Origin of the sequence: Kitasatospora sp. NPDC056446, assembly GCF_042796115.1 — a bacterium.
Lineage (GTDB): Bacteria > Actinomycetota > Actinomycetes > Streptomycetales > Streptomycetaceae > Kitasatospora.
Genome location: NZ_JBHTRF010000007.1, coordinates 1 through 16,546 on the forward strand (window position 1 = coordinate 1; position 16,546 = coordinate 16,546).

Consider the following 16,546-nt stretch of genomic DNA (forward strand, 5'->3'; position numbering starts at 1 on the left):
GCAGGGCGGCTAGACGAGCCCGGGTGGTCTTCTGCTGGGGGCGCGCATCGTCCAGCCGTTCCCGGGCGGAGGCGAGCGCGAGGTCGCAGGCGGTGAGGTGCTTCTCAGCTTCGACGGCGTGTTCGCGGGCTGATGAGAGTTCGGAGTCAAGGCTCGTCGCCTGGGCGACGGCCTGCTCGTAGCGGCGTGCCGCGTCGTCGGAGTCGCCGTGGGACTGTGTCTCGGTGAGCTCGGCCTGGGTCTCGAGCACCGTGGTGTGTGCGGTCCGGGCAATGTGCTGAAGTTCGGCGAGGTGCTCGGCGAGAGCGGTTTCGTCCGGGAGTGTCCGAAGGGCGCGCTCAAGTCTCGGCAGTAGCCGCGAGGTCATCTGCTGTGAGCAGTCGGTGAGTGTCTGGGTGCGTGTACGGCCGTCCTCGATCAGGTCGGCCAGGCTGTCGGGGTCGGCAGGCAGGTCCAGGCTCCGTGCGCGGGCCGTCCAGTCGGTGTTCCGGCGTTTGTGCTCGGCCGCGGCGTCGTCGGCGCGCTGGCGCAGGGCCCGGGCCGTGTCGTGGCGTCGGTGCGCTTCCTTGGCGGTGCGGGCCCGTTCCGCCTCGGCGTTGGTCAGCTCGCCTCGTGGAGGGAAAGCCCGCGCCTGACGGCGGACCGCGTCGCGCTGCCGTCCTCGATCGGCGGCGGTGTCGCGCTCGTGGCCGGCGAGGATTTCGAGTTCCTCGGCGGCCGCGTCGAGTTCGTCGGCTCTGACTCGTGCTGTTGCCAGACGCGTGCGGGCGCCAATGTGCGAAGCGGCGGGGATCTCGGCGACGGCGGCTCGCGGGTCTGCGGTGAGGGGGCCGATCGCGAAGGTGCCGTCGCGCCCGATGACCGGGGCGGCGGTACCTCGGTGGCCGGTGGCACTGTCGGCCAGGGCGATGCGTTCCAGGACTGCCCGGGCGAGTTCCGCCTGCGGATGGCTGGGGACGACGGTGAGGACGGCGGTCAGATTGCCCTCGCACGGGCTGGCGCCCGCAGGGCTGACTCGCCAGGCGTGAGTGGCGGCGCCGTCCGCGTGTAGATGGGCTCCGAGGATTCCCGAGTTGGCGAGCGCCAGCTCGATGAGTGCTTTCTGGTCGTCCTTGTGGTCGGCTTCGGGGTGCCATTCGAGCAGCGCGCCGAGTGCGGTGTCGTCGTCTCCGGGGCCGGCCCAGTCCGGGCGCGGCAGCGGGAGCAGCTTTCCGGCGCGCAGGCGGCGGGCGTCGTCGCGGTTCTGTCGGGCCGCGTGGTCATAGGCGGCTGCGGCTTCGAGGTGCTGCTTGGCTTGGTTGTCGTGGGCGGCTGCGGCGCTCTCGCCGGTGTGCAAGGCCTGCTCGGCCCAGGTGTTGAGCTGGTCGCGTACGGCGGAGGGTTCGGCGTGGGCGAGGGCTTCGACGTCGTCGGTGTCCCAGATCTGCTGCGCGTCGCGGTGGGTGGCCGGCTCGTCGGTCAGGCCGCGCAGATGTGGGTGTGCGAGCGCCCACCGGGCGACGTCGGCGAGTGTCTGATGGGCAGCCGAGCGGGCGGCCGCGGTGGCGCGCTCGTGGGCCTGGTCGGCTTCGTCGTAGGCGTTCTCGGCGTCGGTCGCCTTGCGATGCGCGGTTCGGGCTTCCGTGTCGGCGGCGGCGACGCGCTCGTGGTCCCGCAGGACGAGTGCGGCCTTGTCCGCTGTGGCGCGACGTTCCTGGGCTGCGGCCGTCCAGTCGGTGGCGAGGTTTCGCAGGCTCGCGTCGTCGTGTGTGAGGGTGATTCCCGGCCCCGGGTCGACGGCTTGGTCGGCGACGGTCCGGGTGGCGCGGGCCCGGGGGTAGTGGGCGATGAGGGTTTCGAGCGCGACGGGCCGGGCACCTGCGTCCTGCGCGGCCGCCGCGATCTCTTCGATGTCGCCGATGACGTCGTCGAGGGCGTCTCGGCCCGTCGCGGTCTGCTTGCGGGCCTGCTCGGCTGCGGCGCGCAGGCTGGCGTAGCTGCTGGCTGCGGCGCCCTGTTCGGCTTTGAGTCGCTTGCGGAGGTCCATGGCGCGCCCGTGGGACCGGTAGGCGTCGCTGGTTTCGATGGCACGGGCTGCGGCCTGGGCCGCGGTGTGGGAGTCGTTGAGTCGTTGGACCTCGGCGGCGGCCCGTCCGGCGGCGGACTGCGCTTCGGAGAGTTCACCGCCGCGCTGTTTGACGCGCTTTTCGCGTGTCCGGGTGTCGGTGTCTGACTGGCGGGCGGCGGTGTAGGCGGCGCGGGTGACGTCGACGACGTGCCCAGTCCACACACGGGCGAAGTCCTGCAGGTAGGTGGCGGCGTGTTCGTCACGTTCGAACGCGTCGCGGGTGGTGTTGGACTCGGCGAGGGCCTCGGCGGTGGCCGAGAGGACGTCGCCGGCCACACCGGGGAGGGACTGGCGCAGCGCGTCGGCGGCCGCGGCCGGGGAGACGTCGCCCAGCAGTGTCGGGTTGCGGACCTCGCGCAGGCGTGAGGCGAGGAGGCGCAGTTCGTCGGCGGTGGTGGACCAGATCCGGGCGGCGAGGTGCTCGACGTAGGACTCGGGGTCGGGGAACACGTGTCCGCCGGCGGCCTGGATGCGGGCGGTGAACTCGTCGATTTCGAGTGCGCCTCCGTTGGGGCCGCGCAGCGCCAGTTCCTTGAGCGGGCGGCCGGGCACGGTGAAGGGGACGACGTTCACGGCAGGTGTGGAGCTCGGCGAGTATTGGAGGCGGACGCCGAAGCTCACCACGGGGGCGGCGGTCCCCTGCGCGGCGCTCGCGGCTCGCTCGTCGTCCGGGGTGGCGAAGGTCAGCCACAGGTATCCGTAGCGGCGGCCCTTGGTGAGCGCTCCTTCGCTCATCAGCCCCTTCAGTGTGGTGGGACGTGCCTTGCCGGCGGCGAGCTTGGCCGCGTTCAGATCGAGCAGGTACGGCCACAGGGCCTCCAGCGCGGTGGTCTTGCCGGTCCCGTTAGGGCCACGCAGCAGCAGCCGTCCTGAGGCGGCTGGCAGGTCTAGATCGCCGTAGCGCCATACGTTCGACAGCCCTGCGCCGGTCAGGCGCCAGCGGCCGCCGAAGCGGGTTGCGTCTCCGGCCGGCGGAGGTGTCAGAGGGGTGCTGAAGTCCAGGTCGAGGATGTCGCTCACAGGAGGTGCTTCTCCGGGGTCTCGTCGGCTGCGGATTCGCTGAACAGTCCCTGCTGGACTTGGACGGGCCTGCTGTTCTTCGTGGCGGTTCGGCGACGGGTCGGGGTGTTGCGGGACCGCACGGTCTTGGGGACCGCGGTGCCCTCCGCCGCCCAGCGGCCGGCGGTGGGGGCGAACCACCAGGTGAAGCTGGCCTGTTCGCCTGCTGCGGGCTGCGACGGGGTGAGTCGGGCGAGGTTGGCGCCGGTCAGCAGGTCGCGGACTTTCCCGGCGAGCAGGGCCGGGTCTTGCGCGTACTCGGCTCCCCAACCGCCCTTCCCGGAGGCGTTGTTGTCCGCGAAGCCCGCCAGTGCGGCCAGCACCTGGTCCTCGGCCAGGCCGCGCCAGCCTGGTCCGGGGCCGCCGTCGCGGGTGCCGCCCAGGGCGGCGTGGTCGAGCAGCAGCAGTGCGGCATGCGCGATGGTGCCCGGTGCGGGGAAGGGGATGGGGCCGAGTTCGCGAAAGTGCCGGAAGGCGTCGTCCGGGACGACGAACGCGGCACCTTCAGCGCGGCGCTCCAGGACGAGCCCAAAAGCGTCGGCCAGGGGGCCGCCGTCGTCGCCGCGTACCCGCTGGCTCAGCCACTGTGCCTCGGCGTCGTCCAGGAGCGCGCTGTGCACGCAGGTATCGTCGACGAGCGCGCGGCGCATCCGGCGGGCCGCGTCCGGTTCGCGCTGCACCTGCTCAAGCCATGCGTGCGGGTCGGAAGCCGGATCGAGGGCGCCAGGGTTGGCGATGACGTAGGCCAGCCGGGTGTGGTGGACGGCGAGCAGCACGGGGGCCTGCTCGTCGTACAGGTAGCTGTCGAGATCGCCGTCGAGGCGCTCGATGACGCCGCGTTCGTCGAGCATGCGCAGGCCCGCGAGGATCGCGCGGCGCTCGGCCATGTCGTAGGCGACGGGAAGTCCGGCTTCTGCGGCAGCGGCGCGCGCCTGGGTGACGAGGTGCCCGACAGCGATGCGCGGCAACATCGACTCGGCAGCCGCCATCAGCAGGAAGAACCAGGAGCACACGGCGGGGCTCGGCCCTTGGGTCGCCCATTCCCGCGGACGCGGGGGCGGACTCTTCCGAAGCCGCACCAGGTCGCGTTCGATGATCAGGACCCAGCCCATGCGGGCCACCGCAGAGCGCAGGGCGGGCGCGTTGCGGCGTACTGCGGCGATCAGGTCGTCATGGCGGCCGCCGACCAACCACGGTGTGGCGGCCAGACGGCGCAGAAGCGTGGCGACCTCGGTGTCGGCCTCGGGTCGCCAGGCTTTTCGCCTGCGCAGCGGCTGGCGGGCGGGACTGGCATCCGGCCCTGGTCCGGGCTCGAGTGGCCCAGAATCCGTCCTCTCGCTCATGCTGCGCCTTCCTGTCGAATCACGGTGTCGGGGCCCTCATCCGCAAGAGGGATCAGTGGGCCGAGGCGCGGAGTGAGGCGCAGCGCGACGCGTGCGGCGGTGTCGTGTGCGGTCGCGGTGCCCGCGACCGCGGCGAGGGCAGCGGCCGAGGGACGGCGGCCGGGCTGGTGGAACAGGGCGATCCGGCCGGGCAGGAGGACGCGCCAGGTGGGGGCGGTCAGGGTGCCGGTACCGCGGCCGGTGTGGACGAGGGTGCAGGCGAGCCCGTCGCTGATCCCGGTGCGCCGGGGGCCTGTTGCGGTGGTTCGGGCGGCGGCCATGAGAGCAGCCAGTGCGGCGCGGGCGGCGGCCTCGTCCAAGTGCTGTCCTGGAATCGAGGCCAGGACCCTGGCAACGGCATCCGTGTGCTCGGCCTGCCGGCGTGCCCGGGCCTGGGCGACCTGTGCCCTGGCCGCCGTGTCGTCACGCGGCTTGGCACCCCCGCCTCGCGGGCCCGAGCGGCCGGTAGTGCGCAGCAGGGTCGGTACCGGGACTTGGGGCCCGCCGCGCCAGGACGGGTTGCGGCCAGTGTCGTCCTCGTCGGCCTGCCCGTAGAGCTTGCGCCAGGAGTGGTCACCCACTGCGGCTTGAAAGATCTGCACGCCGATCTCCGGTGTCAGCACCGCCCGGGCGAGGCTCAGAGCGCGGGTGCGGGTGGAGACAACCCCTGACGACGAGTGGAGCCGGCGCAGGTTGGCGTGCATGCTCGGCAGCGCCCGGACCAGGCGCAGCGAGAACCGTGCCGCTCGTCCGCCGCGGACGTCGAACCAGTTGCACAGTCCCTGCCAGTCTTCCGCGCGTCCTCCTCGGGAGGCGCTGAGAGCACCGGCGGCGATGAGGTCGCGGGCCTGGGAGGCGTCCACGGCGGCTTGGGCCAGCAGGCCGAACCACGGGCGGAGCACCGCCAGCGCTGCGGCCGCCCGTGCGGAGCCGGAGTCGAGCTCGGAGGCGACGCGGGTGGCGTAGTCGACGAGCAGGCCCTTGAGGTCGTTGGTGCGCTCTTCGTCCAGGTCGAACCGGTCGGCGAGGCCCACCAGCGCGTCCTCCGCGCCGACCAGGGCGGCGTCGAGGTCGTCATGGCTGGTGAATACCGTGCTGACCGCGTCCAGCATCGCGGTGTCGAGGCGAGTGGCGGCCAGTTCCCCTGTGCCCAGGGCTACGGCTAGCTGCTCGAGGTGGGTGACGATGCGGCTCAGTGACACGATCGGGATTTCCCGCACGGTCGCGGTCCCCGCCAGGACCTGCCGGTAGAAGCGCTGGACGTGTCGGCCTGCGGGACTGGCGGTGTAGCGCCAGTTCCGGGCGAGGATCTCGACGTAATGGCGGGCCCGGGTGGTGTCGGACCGCACAGAGACCGCTCCCATGGCTTTGAGCGCGTCCAGGCGCGCCTCGGCCAGGCGCGCCTCCATGCACAGTCCCGTCGCCGCCAGCGCAGCCGTGACCTCAGCGACCGTCAGGTCGGTGACCGACCCCTCCAACACATCCATGATCGCGATGTAGTCGCCGGACTCCGGCCGTACCAGGTATCCCACGACCTGGCGCGCGTCGCCCGCGCCGCTGGCCGCTTCGGGACTCTGTTCGTCTACTGTCACCACTCCCCCGGTCGCGCCGATAAGCGCATGCCCGATCTCCCGACGGAAAAGTAGCCCCCTCCCCTGACAGCGCATCGGGGTTCCCGTCAATTCACACAAATCTCCGCCGTCATGCATGACTGGAATGCGCTGCTCGACACTCGGAGCGGAACGCAGGACTGTGACCGGGCCACACCTGCACCGAAGAGGCCTCAGACCTGTTCATGAGCTGCGCTTTACGCACCCGAACGCACCGACATCCGAAGCCGGAGCGGCACCGCGGCACACGGGATCGCCGCAGTGCCACCTCACGAATTCAGCCATTCCCGCGAGTGCCTCGACAGTGGCTAGCATGCCAAAGAAACATGCCACAAATTCGATAGTGCGTTCTATTAATGCAGCCCCGTCGCGCCCAAGCCACCCAGTGCGCCGGGCCGCGTACGCCAGGGGCGATCGTTGCAGACCGAGTACCCGACCCTCGCCGCTCAGTTCGACGGCTGCGCCGAGAACCCTGGTCTGACAACCGCCATGCTCGCCCCCGCTCTGCCCTGGAGTCACGCTGGCGCTGCGCCAACTGCCGGCCCCCAGGGTCAAGTCGAGCCGGGACCGAATCGAGAGCTCCAACCACGGCCAATCGGCCTGCGACTTCCTGCTGGCAGCAAGCCGACTGCTGACCGGACATCCGGGCGACTGGGACGTCTGCTCCGCACGTGCGGGGGGCTCCCGCCGTCCGGATATCACCGTAGTCGGGCTCGGCATCGCTCCGCGCTACTGAGTCAGTGTCTGTAGGCCGCTTGCCAGGTCGGTCTGCACCAGTTCGTCGCGCTCGGCCGGTGTCAGCCAGCGAGCGGATGACCCGGCAGGGGACCGTTCCACCCAGAGCACGTCGTCGACGGCTTCGGCAACGGCGTGCAGGTGGCTGATCACCATGACGAGCCGGTCACCACCAACCTGAGTGCGCAGCACCTCGAGAGCCGCGTCAAGGGCGGCGGTGTCAAGGGCGGCGAAGCCTTCGTCAAGGAACAGAGAGCCGAGGGTAGGGCCGCTGTGGGAGTGCAGCTCGGCCAGCGCCAGCGCCAGGGCGAGCGAGGCGAGGAACTTCTCTCCGCCGGACAGCCGATTCGGGTGGTGGACGACTCCGGAGCTGCGGCTGATGATGTCGAGGTTTTCGGCGAAGCCGAATCGGTTTTCGGACATTTGCCCGAGCAGGTCGCTGGCCACGCCGAGCAGTGCATGGGTGCGCAGTGCGGTGAGGTGGCCCAGGAACTTGGCGTCGACCAGTTCGCGGCGCAGGACCTCCGATGCCTCGTAGCGGGCGGTGCCCGCAGTGATGGCAAAGTCCAGGTCAGCGGCCGGCTTGATCAGATTCTGTGCTTCCTGGCTCTTCTGGCGCTGGTGTTCGGCTTCTTTGGTTGCCTGTGCCACTGCGGCGACGAGGGGGTGGAGTGCTTGGGGTGCCGTCAGGTCGGCTACAGGATCGAACCCTTCGATGTCGGCGAGCGCGTGGGCGTGTTGGTCAAGGCTGCTCTGTGCGGCGGCTACGCGGTCGGTGGCGGTGTTGGCGTGTTCGGTGAGCTTGTCGCTCAGGGTCGAGGTGGTCGTCGACAGTTCGGCGGCATACTGGCGGACCTCGGCGATCGTCGGATCGGCCGAGATTCTCGGCACCTGGTGCCGGTCGGTCGCGTCGAGATGCGTGAGGGCGTCGGTAGCGGCCTGGGCCCATGCGTCCAGGTTGCCGCGCAGTTCGGTCAGCGGGCGCTCGAGTCTGGTGCGGGCCTCCTGGTCGAGGGCGCGCTGGTCAGCGAGCACCCCGGCCTTCTTCGCCCGTTCGGCTTCCCTCTGGTCGAACAACTCTTGGACTTCGGCTTGACGAGCAGCGACGGTGGTGGCGGCAGCGGCGACCTGGTCGGCGGCCACGTCGATTGCCTCGTGCGCCAGCATCGTTTGGATGCGGAGAGGAAGCGCGCGGACCTCGGCGGCAGTCTTGGCCACGGCGCGGGTGTGCCGTTCGGTGGCTTTCGCGGTGTCGTCGGTGTGGCGCCGATGGGCGTTCTTGCGCGCTGTCAGGGTCTTGCCGTCTGCCTCGATCTTGGCGGTGTGGCGGTGTACCTCGGCCTGCAGTTCCTCAGCGTGGTTGTCGGCTGCCTTTTCGCATGCGCTGATCATGTCCGTGACCGGCGTCGCTTCTCGCTCGGAGTGGTCAGGCTGTGTGGCACCGGTGGCGGTGCGGGCAGCCAGGACAGCGGTGGCCGCAGCCAGCGTCGCCGAAGCTGACTCGGTGTCGAATCCGGTACCGGTTTCGGCGGCGAGAGTCGCGAACTGCACGAAGGCGTGTACCGCTTCCACAGTTGCGTCTTGCGCCTTCTGCTGAGCGATCTGGTGGTCCCTCTCGCGTTCACGCACCGTCTCTTCGGCTGCGGCCGCAGCGGCGCGGGCCTTGGTGAGTCGGTTGGTAGTCGCGTCACGTGTGGTGCGCGCCTGGCTCAGCTGTGCTCTCGCTGCGGCCAGCTCGGCCGTGTCGGCCGTGTCGGCCGTGTCGGCCGCAGCTTCGGGTTCGAAGTCGATCGGGAGTTGCTGGTGGCATACGGGGCAGTCTCCCTCGGGGCTCAGTTCGGCGGCGATCGCGGCGGCCTTGTCGCGTAGTTGGAGTGCCTCCAGAACCGTCTGGGCGACCATGAGGCCGCTGTTCGCTGTGGCTGTTTCCTCTTCCAACGGGCCGAGGGTCTCCCGGGCGGATTCGCGTTTGACTACTGCGGCGGTGTGTGCGCTGGCGGTGTCGGCAACGCGGCGGGCCACCAAGAGGGCTTCTGCCACTCGGGTGCGGGCAGTGGTAGCGCTCGTGCGGATCTGCCTGCTCGTCACCGCCGCGGCGAGGGCTGCTTCTGCCAGCGGTTCACCGTGCTTGGCGCGTTCGGCCAGATCCGTTTCAGCTGTGGCGATGGCGGTGTGTTCGTCGGCGATCTGGTCGGTGAGCGTGGCGAGTCGGTCGCGCTCGCTGCGGTGTTCCTCGGCGTCCGCCGCGAGGGTCTCCAGGAGCATGGCGGCCTTGGTGAGGGCGTCCCGGCCTTCTCCTTGCGTGTCTGCCGCGGTGATCGCTGTGGTCAGCTCGGCTTCCAGGGCTTCTGCTCGAGCCACACGTCGGTTCAGGGTGTCATGCCGCGCGGCGATGTCGGTGGCGACGGGCTCGAGTGCGTCGAGGACGGTGTTGACGCCAGCTACCGTGCGCGTCGAAAGGCTTTGGGCGGCGGCGGCGGCGCTGGCCGCGACGCAGCGGGCTTCGGCGGTTTCGTTCCGCAACGCGGTGATGCCGTCGATGGCGGTGCCCAGGCGATCGGCGCGGGCTGCGGCAACGGCGGCGGCCGAAGCGGCCTGTTGGGCGTCCTGTGCGGGGCTGTCCGGCATCCCAGCGCGCTTGGCTTTCGCATCACCCAGAAGTGTCTGGAGTGTGCGGGTGTGGCGGTCAGCCATCCGGTGGACTGACTCCAGCGAATCGGCGCCGAACAGTTCGCGCAGCCGCTCGCTCCGCTCCTTGGGGGCAGCGGTGAGGAGTTGGTCGAACTTGCCCTGTGGGAGCAGCCCGACACGCAGGAAGGTGTCGTATCCCATCTGCAGCGTGGTCTGGATGCGGGTGTCCACGGCGGTGGCGCCGTCGGTTTCCTCTCCAGTGTCGAGGTTCGTGAGGTGGTGGCGGCCGGCGTTCGGGTTGGTGGCGTGCATGGTGCGGTGGACGTGCCAGCGTTGTCCGTCGTGGAGGAAGGTGAGGTCGACGCTCATGGCCTTGGCGCCGTCGGCGATGAGCTGGCGGGATTCCTTGGCGGCCCAGGTGCTCTTGCGGAAGAGGGCGTAGGTGATGGCGTCGAGCAGGCTGCTCTTGCCGGCGCCGGTGTCGCCGAGGGCGGCGACCAGGCTTTTGCCGGTGAAGTCGATGGTTGTCCGGCTGGGGTAGCTGCGGAACCCGGTGAGGTCGAGCGTCAGTGGCTTCATGCCGTCGCCTTGGTCGCGGTGGTGTCAGTTCCGGTCAACAGACTTGAGCGGTCGATGGCGTCGAGGGGCCGGCCTGCGATGGCCGCAGTCAGCAGGGTCTCTTCGCAACACGGTGCGGGGTCGTCGGGGTCCGGTTCGGCTTGCAGGTGCGCGAAGGCGGCCATGGCGCGGTCCAGAGCCGGGCCTGTGGTACCGCGGTCGGACAAGTAGTCGCGCAGCAGATCCTCGATGTCGGGCAGTTCCTGCGTGGAGGTCTTCCGGTCCAGGACGCGGTCGGGTGCAGCGGCGCGACGCTCGTCGATGGCGACGATCGTCGCTTTGGGCAGCATCTTGGCGAGGGTGTCGGGCAGGGCCGGGTTAAAGGCCTCCACGGTCACTACCGCTTTCACCCAGGCGTCTCCGACGCGGCCGGCGCGCTGCGCGATCTCTTCCAAGGTGCCCTCCAGGCGGATCAGGCGGCGGCCGGAGGACAGCGGTACAACGTCGATGCTCGGCGCGGCACCCGGGCCGATCTCGGCCAGCACAACGCTCTTGGTGTCGCCAGCCTCGCCGAAGTCCATCTGCAGCGGGCTGCCGGCGTAGCGGGCCGGGAATCCGGCCCGGCCGACGGATTGCGGCTTGTGGATGTGACCGAGGGCTCCGTAGGCGACGGCGGGCAGGTCAGCGGGTGCGGCCGCGTAGTCCGCGGCGATGGAGATCTGCCGTTCCGAGTAGGAGGGGGTGGCCCCTTCGACGAACAGGTGGGCGGCGAAGACGAGGATGTCCTGGGCGCGGTGCCCGGTGGCCAGGCGGCGGTAGACGTCGGCCTGGACTGCACGCATCCGCTCGGCGTAGGCCGCGGTCATCAGGGCCGGGTCGGTGAAGTCGTAGGTGAAGCGGTTGGGGTGCAGGTAGGGCAGTGCTCCGATGCGCAGGGTCGACTCGCTGTTCTTGGTGGGGTATTCGGCCACCAGCAGTCCGTCGGGGCGGGCGTCGGTAGCGAAGCGGACCCTGGCCTGGTCTCCTGCGCGGGTGCCCATGTCGTTGAGGACGAATTCCAGAAATGCCAGGACGTGGGGGGTGTCGTGGTTGCCGGCAACGACGACCACCGGGGCGATCGTGCCGAGACGGCGCAGTGCATGTGCTGCGCGACGCATGTCCTCCAGGCCCGGTCGCGAGCTGTCGAAGAGGTCGCCGCTGTGCACGATCAGGTCTGGGGCCCAGTCGACGGCGATCTCGATGATCTCGTCCAGGACGGCATCGACTTCGGAGTCGCGCCGGAAGCGGCCGATCTGGCGGCCGAGGTGCCAGTCGGAGGTGTGGAATACGCGTCCTGTCACGGGGCGCCTCCCGGAAATGGTGGCGCGGGGCGGTGTGGTCCGCGCCGCAGCGGTGGAGTGGGTCAGGCTCTGCCGACTGTACACCGCATCTCAGGAAGAAGTCTGGAAAACTCTGGAACTCTGGTAGCGTAGGGAACATGAGTGATCCGCTGGACGCACTGGAGAAGAGCATCAGCACCCTGCGCCGCGCGATCCGCGACGCGGCCACCGCCGGCGACACAGAACGGGCCGGCGAACTGCGGGCGCAACTGCGCCGCGCCGAGAAAGCGTGGGACACCCTCATCGACACCGGTGAGCCGGCCACCCCGCCTCCCCGGCCAGCACCGCAGGCGGCCCCGGTCGTCCACGGGTCCCGGCTTCCGGCGCGCGAGCACGTCCACCGGGCCCTGATGCTGCTGGGGACCCCGGCGGCACCGAAACTGATCGTCAGCGTGCACGAGGCGTTCTTCTCCGGAGAGCTGTCCGCCTCCAAGCTCTCCAGCCTGCGCCGGGACGAGGAACGCTCCTACCGCTCCAGCCCCGGAGCCCGCCCGTACTACCTGTGCCCGGCCTTGGCGCACGACCTGCTCTCACCGGTGCGCGCCTTGGTGACGATCAGCACCTGGCCCCTGGAGCAGCGCATCATCGGCCCCCTGTCGCAGCGTGCCGACTACCTCACCGGCACAATCGGCATCGCCGCGGCGGTGCGCACCTCGGGCGAAGCGGCCACCCCGACGGCCGTACAGCTGATGTGGCGGCTCGCCACGAACATCCCCGACGCGACACCGAAGAGCATTTCCAGCCTTGAGAGCGCACCGGACCCTCGGCGGGTGATCGAGGCGGCCCAGGCGGAACTGGACGTGCACGCCGACGCCGACCGCGCCACCCGGGCCGAGGCTGCGCGGCGGGCCCGCAAGTCGCTCAGTGATGACCAGCAGTTGTTCGGCGCCCCGCCGCACAATGTCACCCGGCTGCAGGCCCGGCGGGCCTGACGGCCGTCCCTCACCTCATCTCCCCCGCAAGGATTTCCGGCACCGTGAACGCACCAGTCGATGACCGCCTGACGGCGCTGCGCGGTTCCGCGCAGCGCCGGGCTTACAACGCCAGGTCCCTGGCCGCTCTGGAGAACAACCCGCGCTGCACACTGCGGGCTCTGCTGGACGCCTCCGGCTCCGACAAGGCCGCGATCGCCGAGCACGCCGGCTACCCGTCCGCCTTCGGCCAGTCCTCCTTCGCCCTCGCCCGCGGCAACGTCTTCGAGGCGCTGGTGAAGGCCAACGGCTACGCCGAGCTCCTTCGCGTCCTGCGCGAGACCTTGGGGCTGACGGTGGCGGAGGTGGGCAACAGGGACCTGAACGATGTCGGCGGCGACGGCCGGTGCGAGGTCCGCCATGCCCACACCACACAGTTGCTGGTGAAAGCCGCCCAGGGAACCGGCGACAGTGCCCTGTACGACCACCCGATGCTGCGCCTGACGGTCGGCGGGCACGCGGTGTTCCTGGAGCCGGACCTGGTGGCCTTCCGCGTGAACGATCGCTTCTACATCGTGGAGATCAAGAGCTTCCCGATCATCGACGGCCAGGCCGACCCGGTGCAGGTGAAGTCGGCGACCACGCAGGCCTGTGCCTACGTCATCGCCCTGCGCGACATGCTCGCCCAAGCCGGGATCGGCCCCGCAGCGGTGTCCGACCAGATCGTGCTGGTCGCGCCGAAGGACTTCACCAACCGCCCCACGGCGGCGTTCGTCGACGCCCGCAAGCAGGTCGCCGCCCTGACCCGGCAGCTGGCCCGCCTCGAGCGCATCAAGGACCTGGTGGACCTGCTACCCGAAGGCCTCACCTTCGACCTCGCCTCCGACGGGAAGAAGGCGCAGCGTCCCGTCGAGGAGCTGACCGAGGCCTTGGACCAGGTGGAGGCGGCGTACCGTCCGGACTGCCTGAACCACTGCGAGATGGCGTTCTACTGCCGCTCCCGCGCCCGTGAGCAGGCCTCGCTGGATGTCCTGGGACCGGCGGCGCGCGAGCAGTTCGGCGGCATCGACACCGCGACCATGGTCATGGGGCTGGCCCGCGGGGAGCTGACGCCGACCGCCGACCAGAGCGAGATGGCCGTCGCGTTGCGGCACGCCGCCCGGCTACGGACCGAGTTGGACCAGACGTTCAGGGGTGCGGCATGAGCATGGTGTCGGCGTTGGCGCGGGTGCAGGCGATGGAGTCGATGACGGCGATGACGGTGACCGCCTACCGTCACCGGCGCTTGTCGGACCGGCCGCTGGTGGTCATCCCTCTGACGATGGCCGGGGAAACGGGGGCGCCGCTGGCGGCGATGGTCGGTGCCTCCAAGAGGGACGCCACCTTGCTGGTCGTGGAGCAGCCCCGCAACCGCGACCAGCGGTTCGCGTTCGCCGCCGCACTGGGCGAGCGCGTGATGGACTACATCAACTCTTTCCGGCAGGACCGCCGCGGGGAGGGAGAGAGGTCCTGGTACAGCGACGCGCCTCAGCTCCTGGTCCCGAACACCGGTGGGATCAAGGCGTTGGCCGACCTCGGGCGCATGTGCCGCTTCCGATCGACCACCGGACCGTACGCGGTCGCGGACGTCGTGCCCGAGTTCGGCATGTGGCTGACGTTCCTGGTCGAGCGGGCCGAGCAGGAAGGCACCTGCCTGCTGCTGCCTGTCACCGGTATGCTCACCGAGCACTGGGCCACTGGCCAGAGCACCCTGGAGGACCAGAACCTCGCCTCCCTCATGGCCTGGATCTCCCCGCCTCCCGGAACGGACGTCGCGCAGGCCATGGCCGACGCGGAAAGCCCGGACATCTGTCCGCCTGCGGGCCCCACGACATCCCCCCAGTTCGACAACCGTGACCTGGCACCGGCGATCAAGCGCTTCGACGCCGCACACACCGCCGGGGACCCGGTGGCCCTGGCCGCCGCCCAGGCGGAACTGCGGGAGTTGATCGCCGAGCAGATCCAGCCCACCTGGCGCATGATGTGGGACGCCATCTCGTTGCTGCGCTCCGTCCCCGAGGCGCCGAGGGCCGCCGCTCGCTTCGGGCGCGACTGCGCCGCCTTCACCTCCTATTCCGACTACCGGGACGCCGGCGGACTCCCGCAGCGTAAGAAGGACACCGCGATCGGCGCGGCACGGCGTCTGGACCGGCTCGAGCAGGCGCTGGTCGAGTTCGAGTTCGACATGGCCTTCGACGACCCGTTCGTGCTGGCTGACCGGCGCAGCGCCGGGGAGGCGTTCGCGGGGACGGTGGTGGCAGCCGATCCCGGCCGGGTTGTCACCAAGGCCAGCACCCGGCGGGTGCTGCGGCCGCTCGTCACCATCCGCACCGACGACCCCGTGCGCCTGGCCGCCGACACCGAGCTAGCCAGCCCACACATGCCGGCCGGTCACAAGGCCAAGATCGTCTCCGTCCTGCCCGACGACGACTCGACTCTGGTCACCGTGGAGATCACTGGCGGTATGGGCCGCGCCCTCGTCCCGAAGCCGGGCAGTGTTCCGGTCCTGGACCATTACATCGCCTACCTGCCCGACCCGGGCTGGCGTCCGGCGGCGGAGTTCCCCGCGTCCGACAGCACCCCGTGGACGCATCACTCCCCGGCCCAGGCGCCAGACGCCGACGCCACCGAAGCCAAGAACGCCGCCGCAGAGGGATGGGGCCATGACGACTGACACCACCGCACCCGACCCGCACCCGGATCCGATCGCCGCCGCGAACGCCACCACCGCGCAAATCCTCACCGACCTTGCCCGCACCACGCAGCGGGCTGTCGTCGTCGACTCCCCGCCCGGCGCCGGCAAGAGCACCCTGGTCGTCCGCGCGGCCCGTGAGCTCGCCACCAGTAACGAACGCCCCATCATCGTCGCCCAGACCAACAACCAGGTCGACGACCTGATCGAACGGCTCGCCGAGGCCAACCCGGGCACGCCCATCGGTCGGCTGAGCTCCAGCGCCTACACCGCCCCACCGGCCCTGAACAACCTGACGAACCTGACCGTCGGCCGCACTCTGAACGACCTCTCCGGCTGTCGGATCATCGTCGGCACCGCCGCCAAGTGGGCCGCCGTCCGCGACGCCACGTTCAAGTGGGCGATCTTGGACGAGTCCTACCAGATGCGCTCCGACATGCTGCTGCGGATCGTCGAGCGTTTCGACCGGGGTCTGTTCGTCGGTGACCCCGGCCAGCTGGACCCGTTCACGGTTGTCGGCGCCGAACGCTGGATCGGGCTGCCGTACGACCCGACGCTGAACGGCGTCACCGTGATGCTGGAGCACAACCCGCGCATCCCCGTGCACCGGCTTCCGGTGTCCTGGCGCCTGCCGGCGTCCGCCGCCCCCGCCATCTCCCAGGCCTTCTACCCCTTCAACAGCTTCACCGCCGGAACCGGTGAAGGGGCGCGCACGCTGGAACTCACCACCGCCGGATTCGGCGGCGGGCACTTGGACGAGACGATCGCAACGGCTTTCACCACCGGCTGGGCCCTGCACGAGCTGCCACGCCGTCACGTCCCGCGCACCGACACCGAAACCCTTCAGACCGCCGCGGATCTCGCCGCCCGGATCCTCGCCCGCGGGGCGTTCGCCACCTGCGAGCGCTACAGCGACGGCCACCACCTGGGGGCCAGCGACATCGCCATCGGCGTCGCCCACCGCGACCAGGCCGACCTGGTCCGCCAAGCCCTGAACCGCACCGGCCACCCCGCCTCCACGCGCGTGACGGTCGACACCGCGAATCGGCTCCAAGGCCGCGAGTTCGAGATCGTCATCGTCGTCCATCCTCTGTCCGGACGCCGGGACGCCACTGCCTTCCACCTGGAAGCCGGACGCCTGTGCGTCCTCACTTCCCGCCACCGGCAGGCCTGCATCGTCGTCACCCGTGAAGGAATCGCCGACCTCCTCGACAGCCACCCCTCCACCGACCCTGTCCACCTGTCCGTGCCGGCCAAGTTCCCCGACGGCTGGGAAGCCAACCAAGCCATGCTCGCAAAACTCGCCCAGCACCGTCCTGCCACGTGACACCCCATGAGCATCCGTCAGAGGTCGCCGAGATCGCACCGCGCCGACCACCTCTGACGGGACGCCTGTCTCACCCGATAGCCATCCGTTGCACCGCCCCAGATCGGTGTCAGCTG

The 16,546-nt window shown here is 70.3% G+C and carries 9 protein-coding genes; 4 read left to right on the top strand and 5 right to left on the bottom strand.

All coding sequences use genetic code 11. From position 1 onward, the window contains the following. The 5 genes from ACFQ6N_RS06615 to ACFQ6N_RS06635 all read right to left on the bottom strand — a co-directional run. Positions 1–3,127, bottom strand: a 3,127-nt coding sequence (locus ACFQ6N_RS06615; RefSeq protein WP_380647361.1) for a hypothetical protein, incomplete at its 3' end; no start/stop codon positions are given. Further along, positions 3,124–4,509 carry a DUF2398 family protein gene (locus ACFQ6N_RS06620; protein WP_380647362.1) on the bottom strand — a complete coding sequence of 462 codons (1,386 nt, stop codon included), beginning with the start codon at positions 4,507–4,509 and terminating at the stop codon, positions 3,124–3,126. The genes ACFQ6N_RS06615 and ACFQ6N_RS06620, both read right to left, overlap by 4 nt. Next, positions 4,506–6,140 (bottom strand): DUF2397 family protein, encoded by a 1,635-nt coding sequence (locus ACFQ6N_RS06625; RefSeq protein WP_380647363.1) that lies wholly within the window; start codon positions 6,138–6,140, stop codon positions 4,506–4,508. Before ACFQ6N_RS06625 ends, ACFQ6N_RS06620 begins: the two co-directional genes overlap by 4 nt. Before the next feature lie 747 nt (positions 6,141–6,887). After that, on the bottom strand, positions 6,888–10,103 hold the full coding sequence (locus tag ACFQ6N_RS06630; protein WP_380647364.1) for an AAA family ATPase: 3,216 nt from the start codon (positions 10,101–10,103) through the stop codon (positions 6,888–6,890). Then, a complete protein-coding gene (locus ACFQ6N_RS06635; RefSeq protein WP_380647365.1) occupies positions 10,100–11,422 on the bottom strand; it encodes an exonuclease SbcCD subunit D in 1,323 nt (440 codons plus the stop codon). The genes ACFQ6N_RS06630 and ACFQ6N_RS06635 overlap by 4 nt, the downstream gene beginning before the upstream one ends. A gap of 137 nt (positions 11,423–11,559) precedes the next feature. Here ACFQ6N_RS06635 and ACFQ6N_RS06640 point away from each other — a divergent pair, with 137 nt between their 5' ends. From ACFQ6N_RS06640 to ACFQ6N_RS06655, 4 genes are read left to right on the top strand one after another with little or no spacing between them, the layout of a single operon-like run. Then, the gene (locus tag ACFQ6N_RS06640; protein WP_380647366.1) at positions 11,560–12,393 is read left to right on the top strand and encodes a hypothetical protein; all 834 of its coding nucleotides are present in this window, start codon (positions 11,560–11,562) and stop codon (positions 12,391–12,393) included. A gap of 44 nt (positions 12,394–12,437) precedes the next feature. Next, positions 12,438–13,577 carry a hypothetical protein gene (locus ACFQ6N_RS06645; RefSeq protein WP_380647367.1) on the top strand — a complete coding sequence of 380 codons (1,140 nt, stop codon included), beginning with the start codon at positions 12,438–12,440 and terminating at the stop codon, positions 13,575–13,577. Then, positions 13,574–15,085, top strand: a complete 1,512-nt coding sequence (locus tag ACFQ6N_RS06650) for a hypothetical protein (protein WP_380647368.1) — start codon at positions 13,574–13,576, stop codon at positions 15,083–15,085. The genes ACFQ6N_RS06645 and ACFQ6N_RS06650 overlap by 4 nt, the downstream gene beginning before the upstream one ends. Further along, on the top strand, positions 15,075–16,430 hold the full coding sequence (locus ACFQ6N_RS06655; RefSeq protein ID WP_380647369.1) for an AAA domain-containing protein: 1,356 nt from the start codon (positions 15,075–15,077) through the stop codon (positions 16,428–16,430). The genes ACFQ6N_RS06650 and ACFQ6N_RS06655 overlap by 11 nt, the downstream gene beginning before the upstream one ends. The last annotated feature ends 116 nt before the right edge of the window (positions 16,431–16,546 follow it).

Excerpts from the sequence above, each read along its gene's own strand:
- ACFQ6N_RS06655 (WP_380647369.1), top strand. The coding sequence starts at position 15,075 with ATGACGACTGACACCACCGCACCCGACCCGCACCCGGATCCGATCGCC.
- ACFQ6N_RS06640 (WP_380647366.1), top strand. The coding sequence starts at position 11,560 with ATGAGTGATCCGCTGGACGCACTGGAGAAGAGCATCAGCACCCTGCGC.
- ACFQ6N_RS06620 (WP_380647362.1), bottom strand. The coding sequence starts at position 4,509 with ATGAGCGAGAGGACGGATTCTGGGCCACTCGAGCCCGGACCAGGGCCG.
- ACFQ6N_RS06650 (WP_380647368.1), top strand. The coding sequence starts at position 13,574 with ATGAGCATGGTGTCGGCGTTGGCGCGGGTGCAGGCGATGGAGTCGATG.
- ACFQ6N_RS06630 (WP_380647364.1), bottom strand. The coding sequence starts at position 10,103 with ATGAAGCCACTGACGCTCGACCTCACCGGGTTCCGCAGCTACCCCAGC.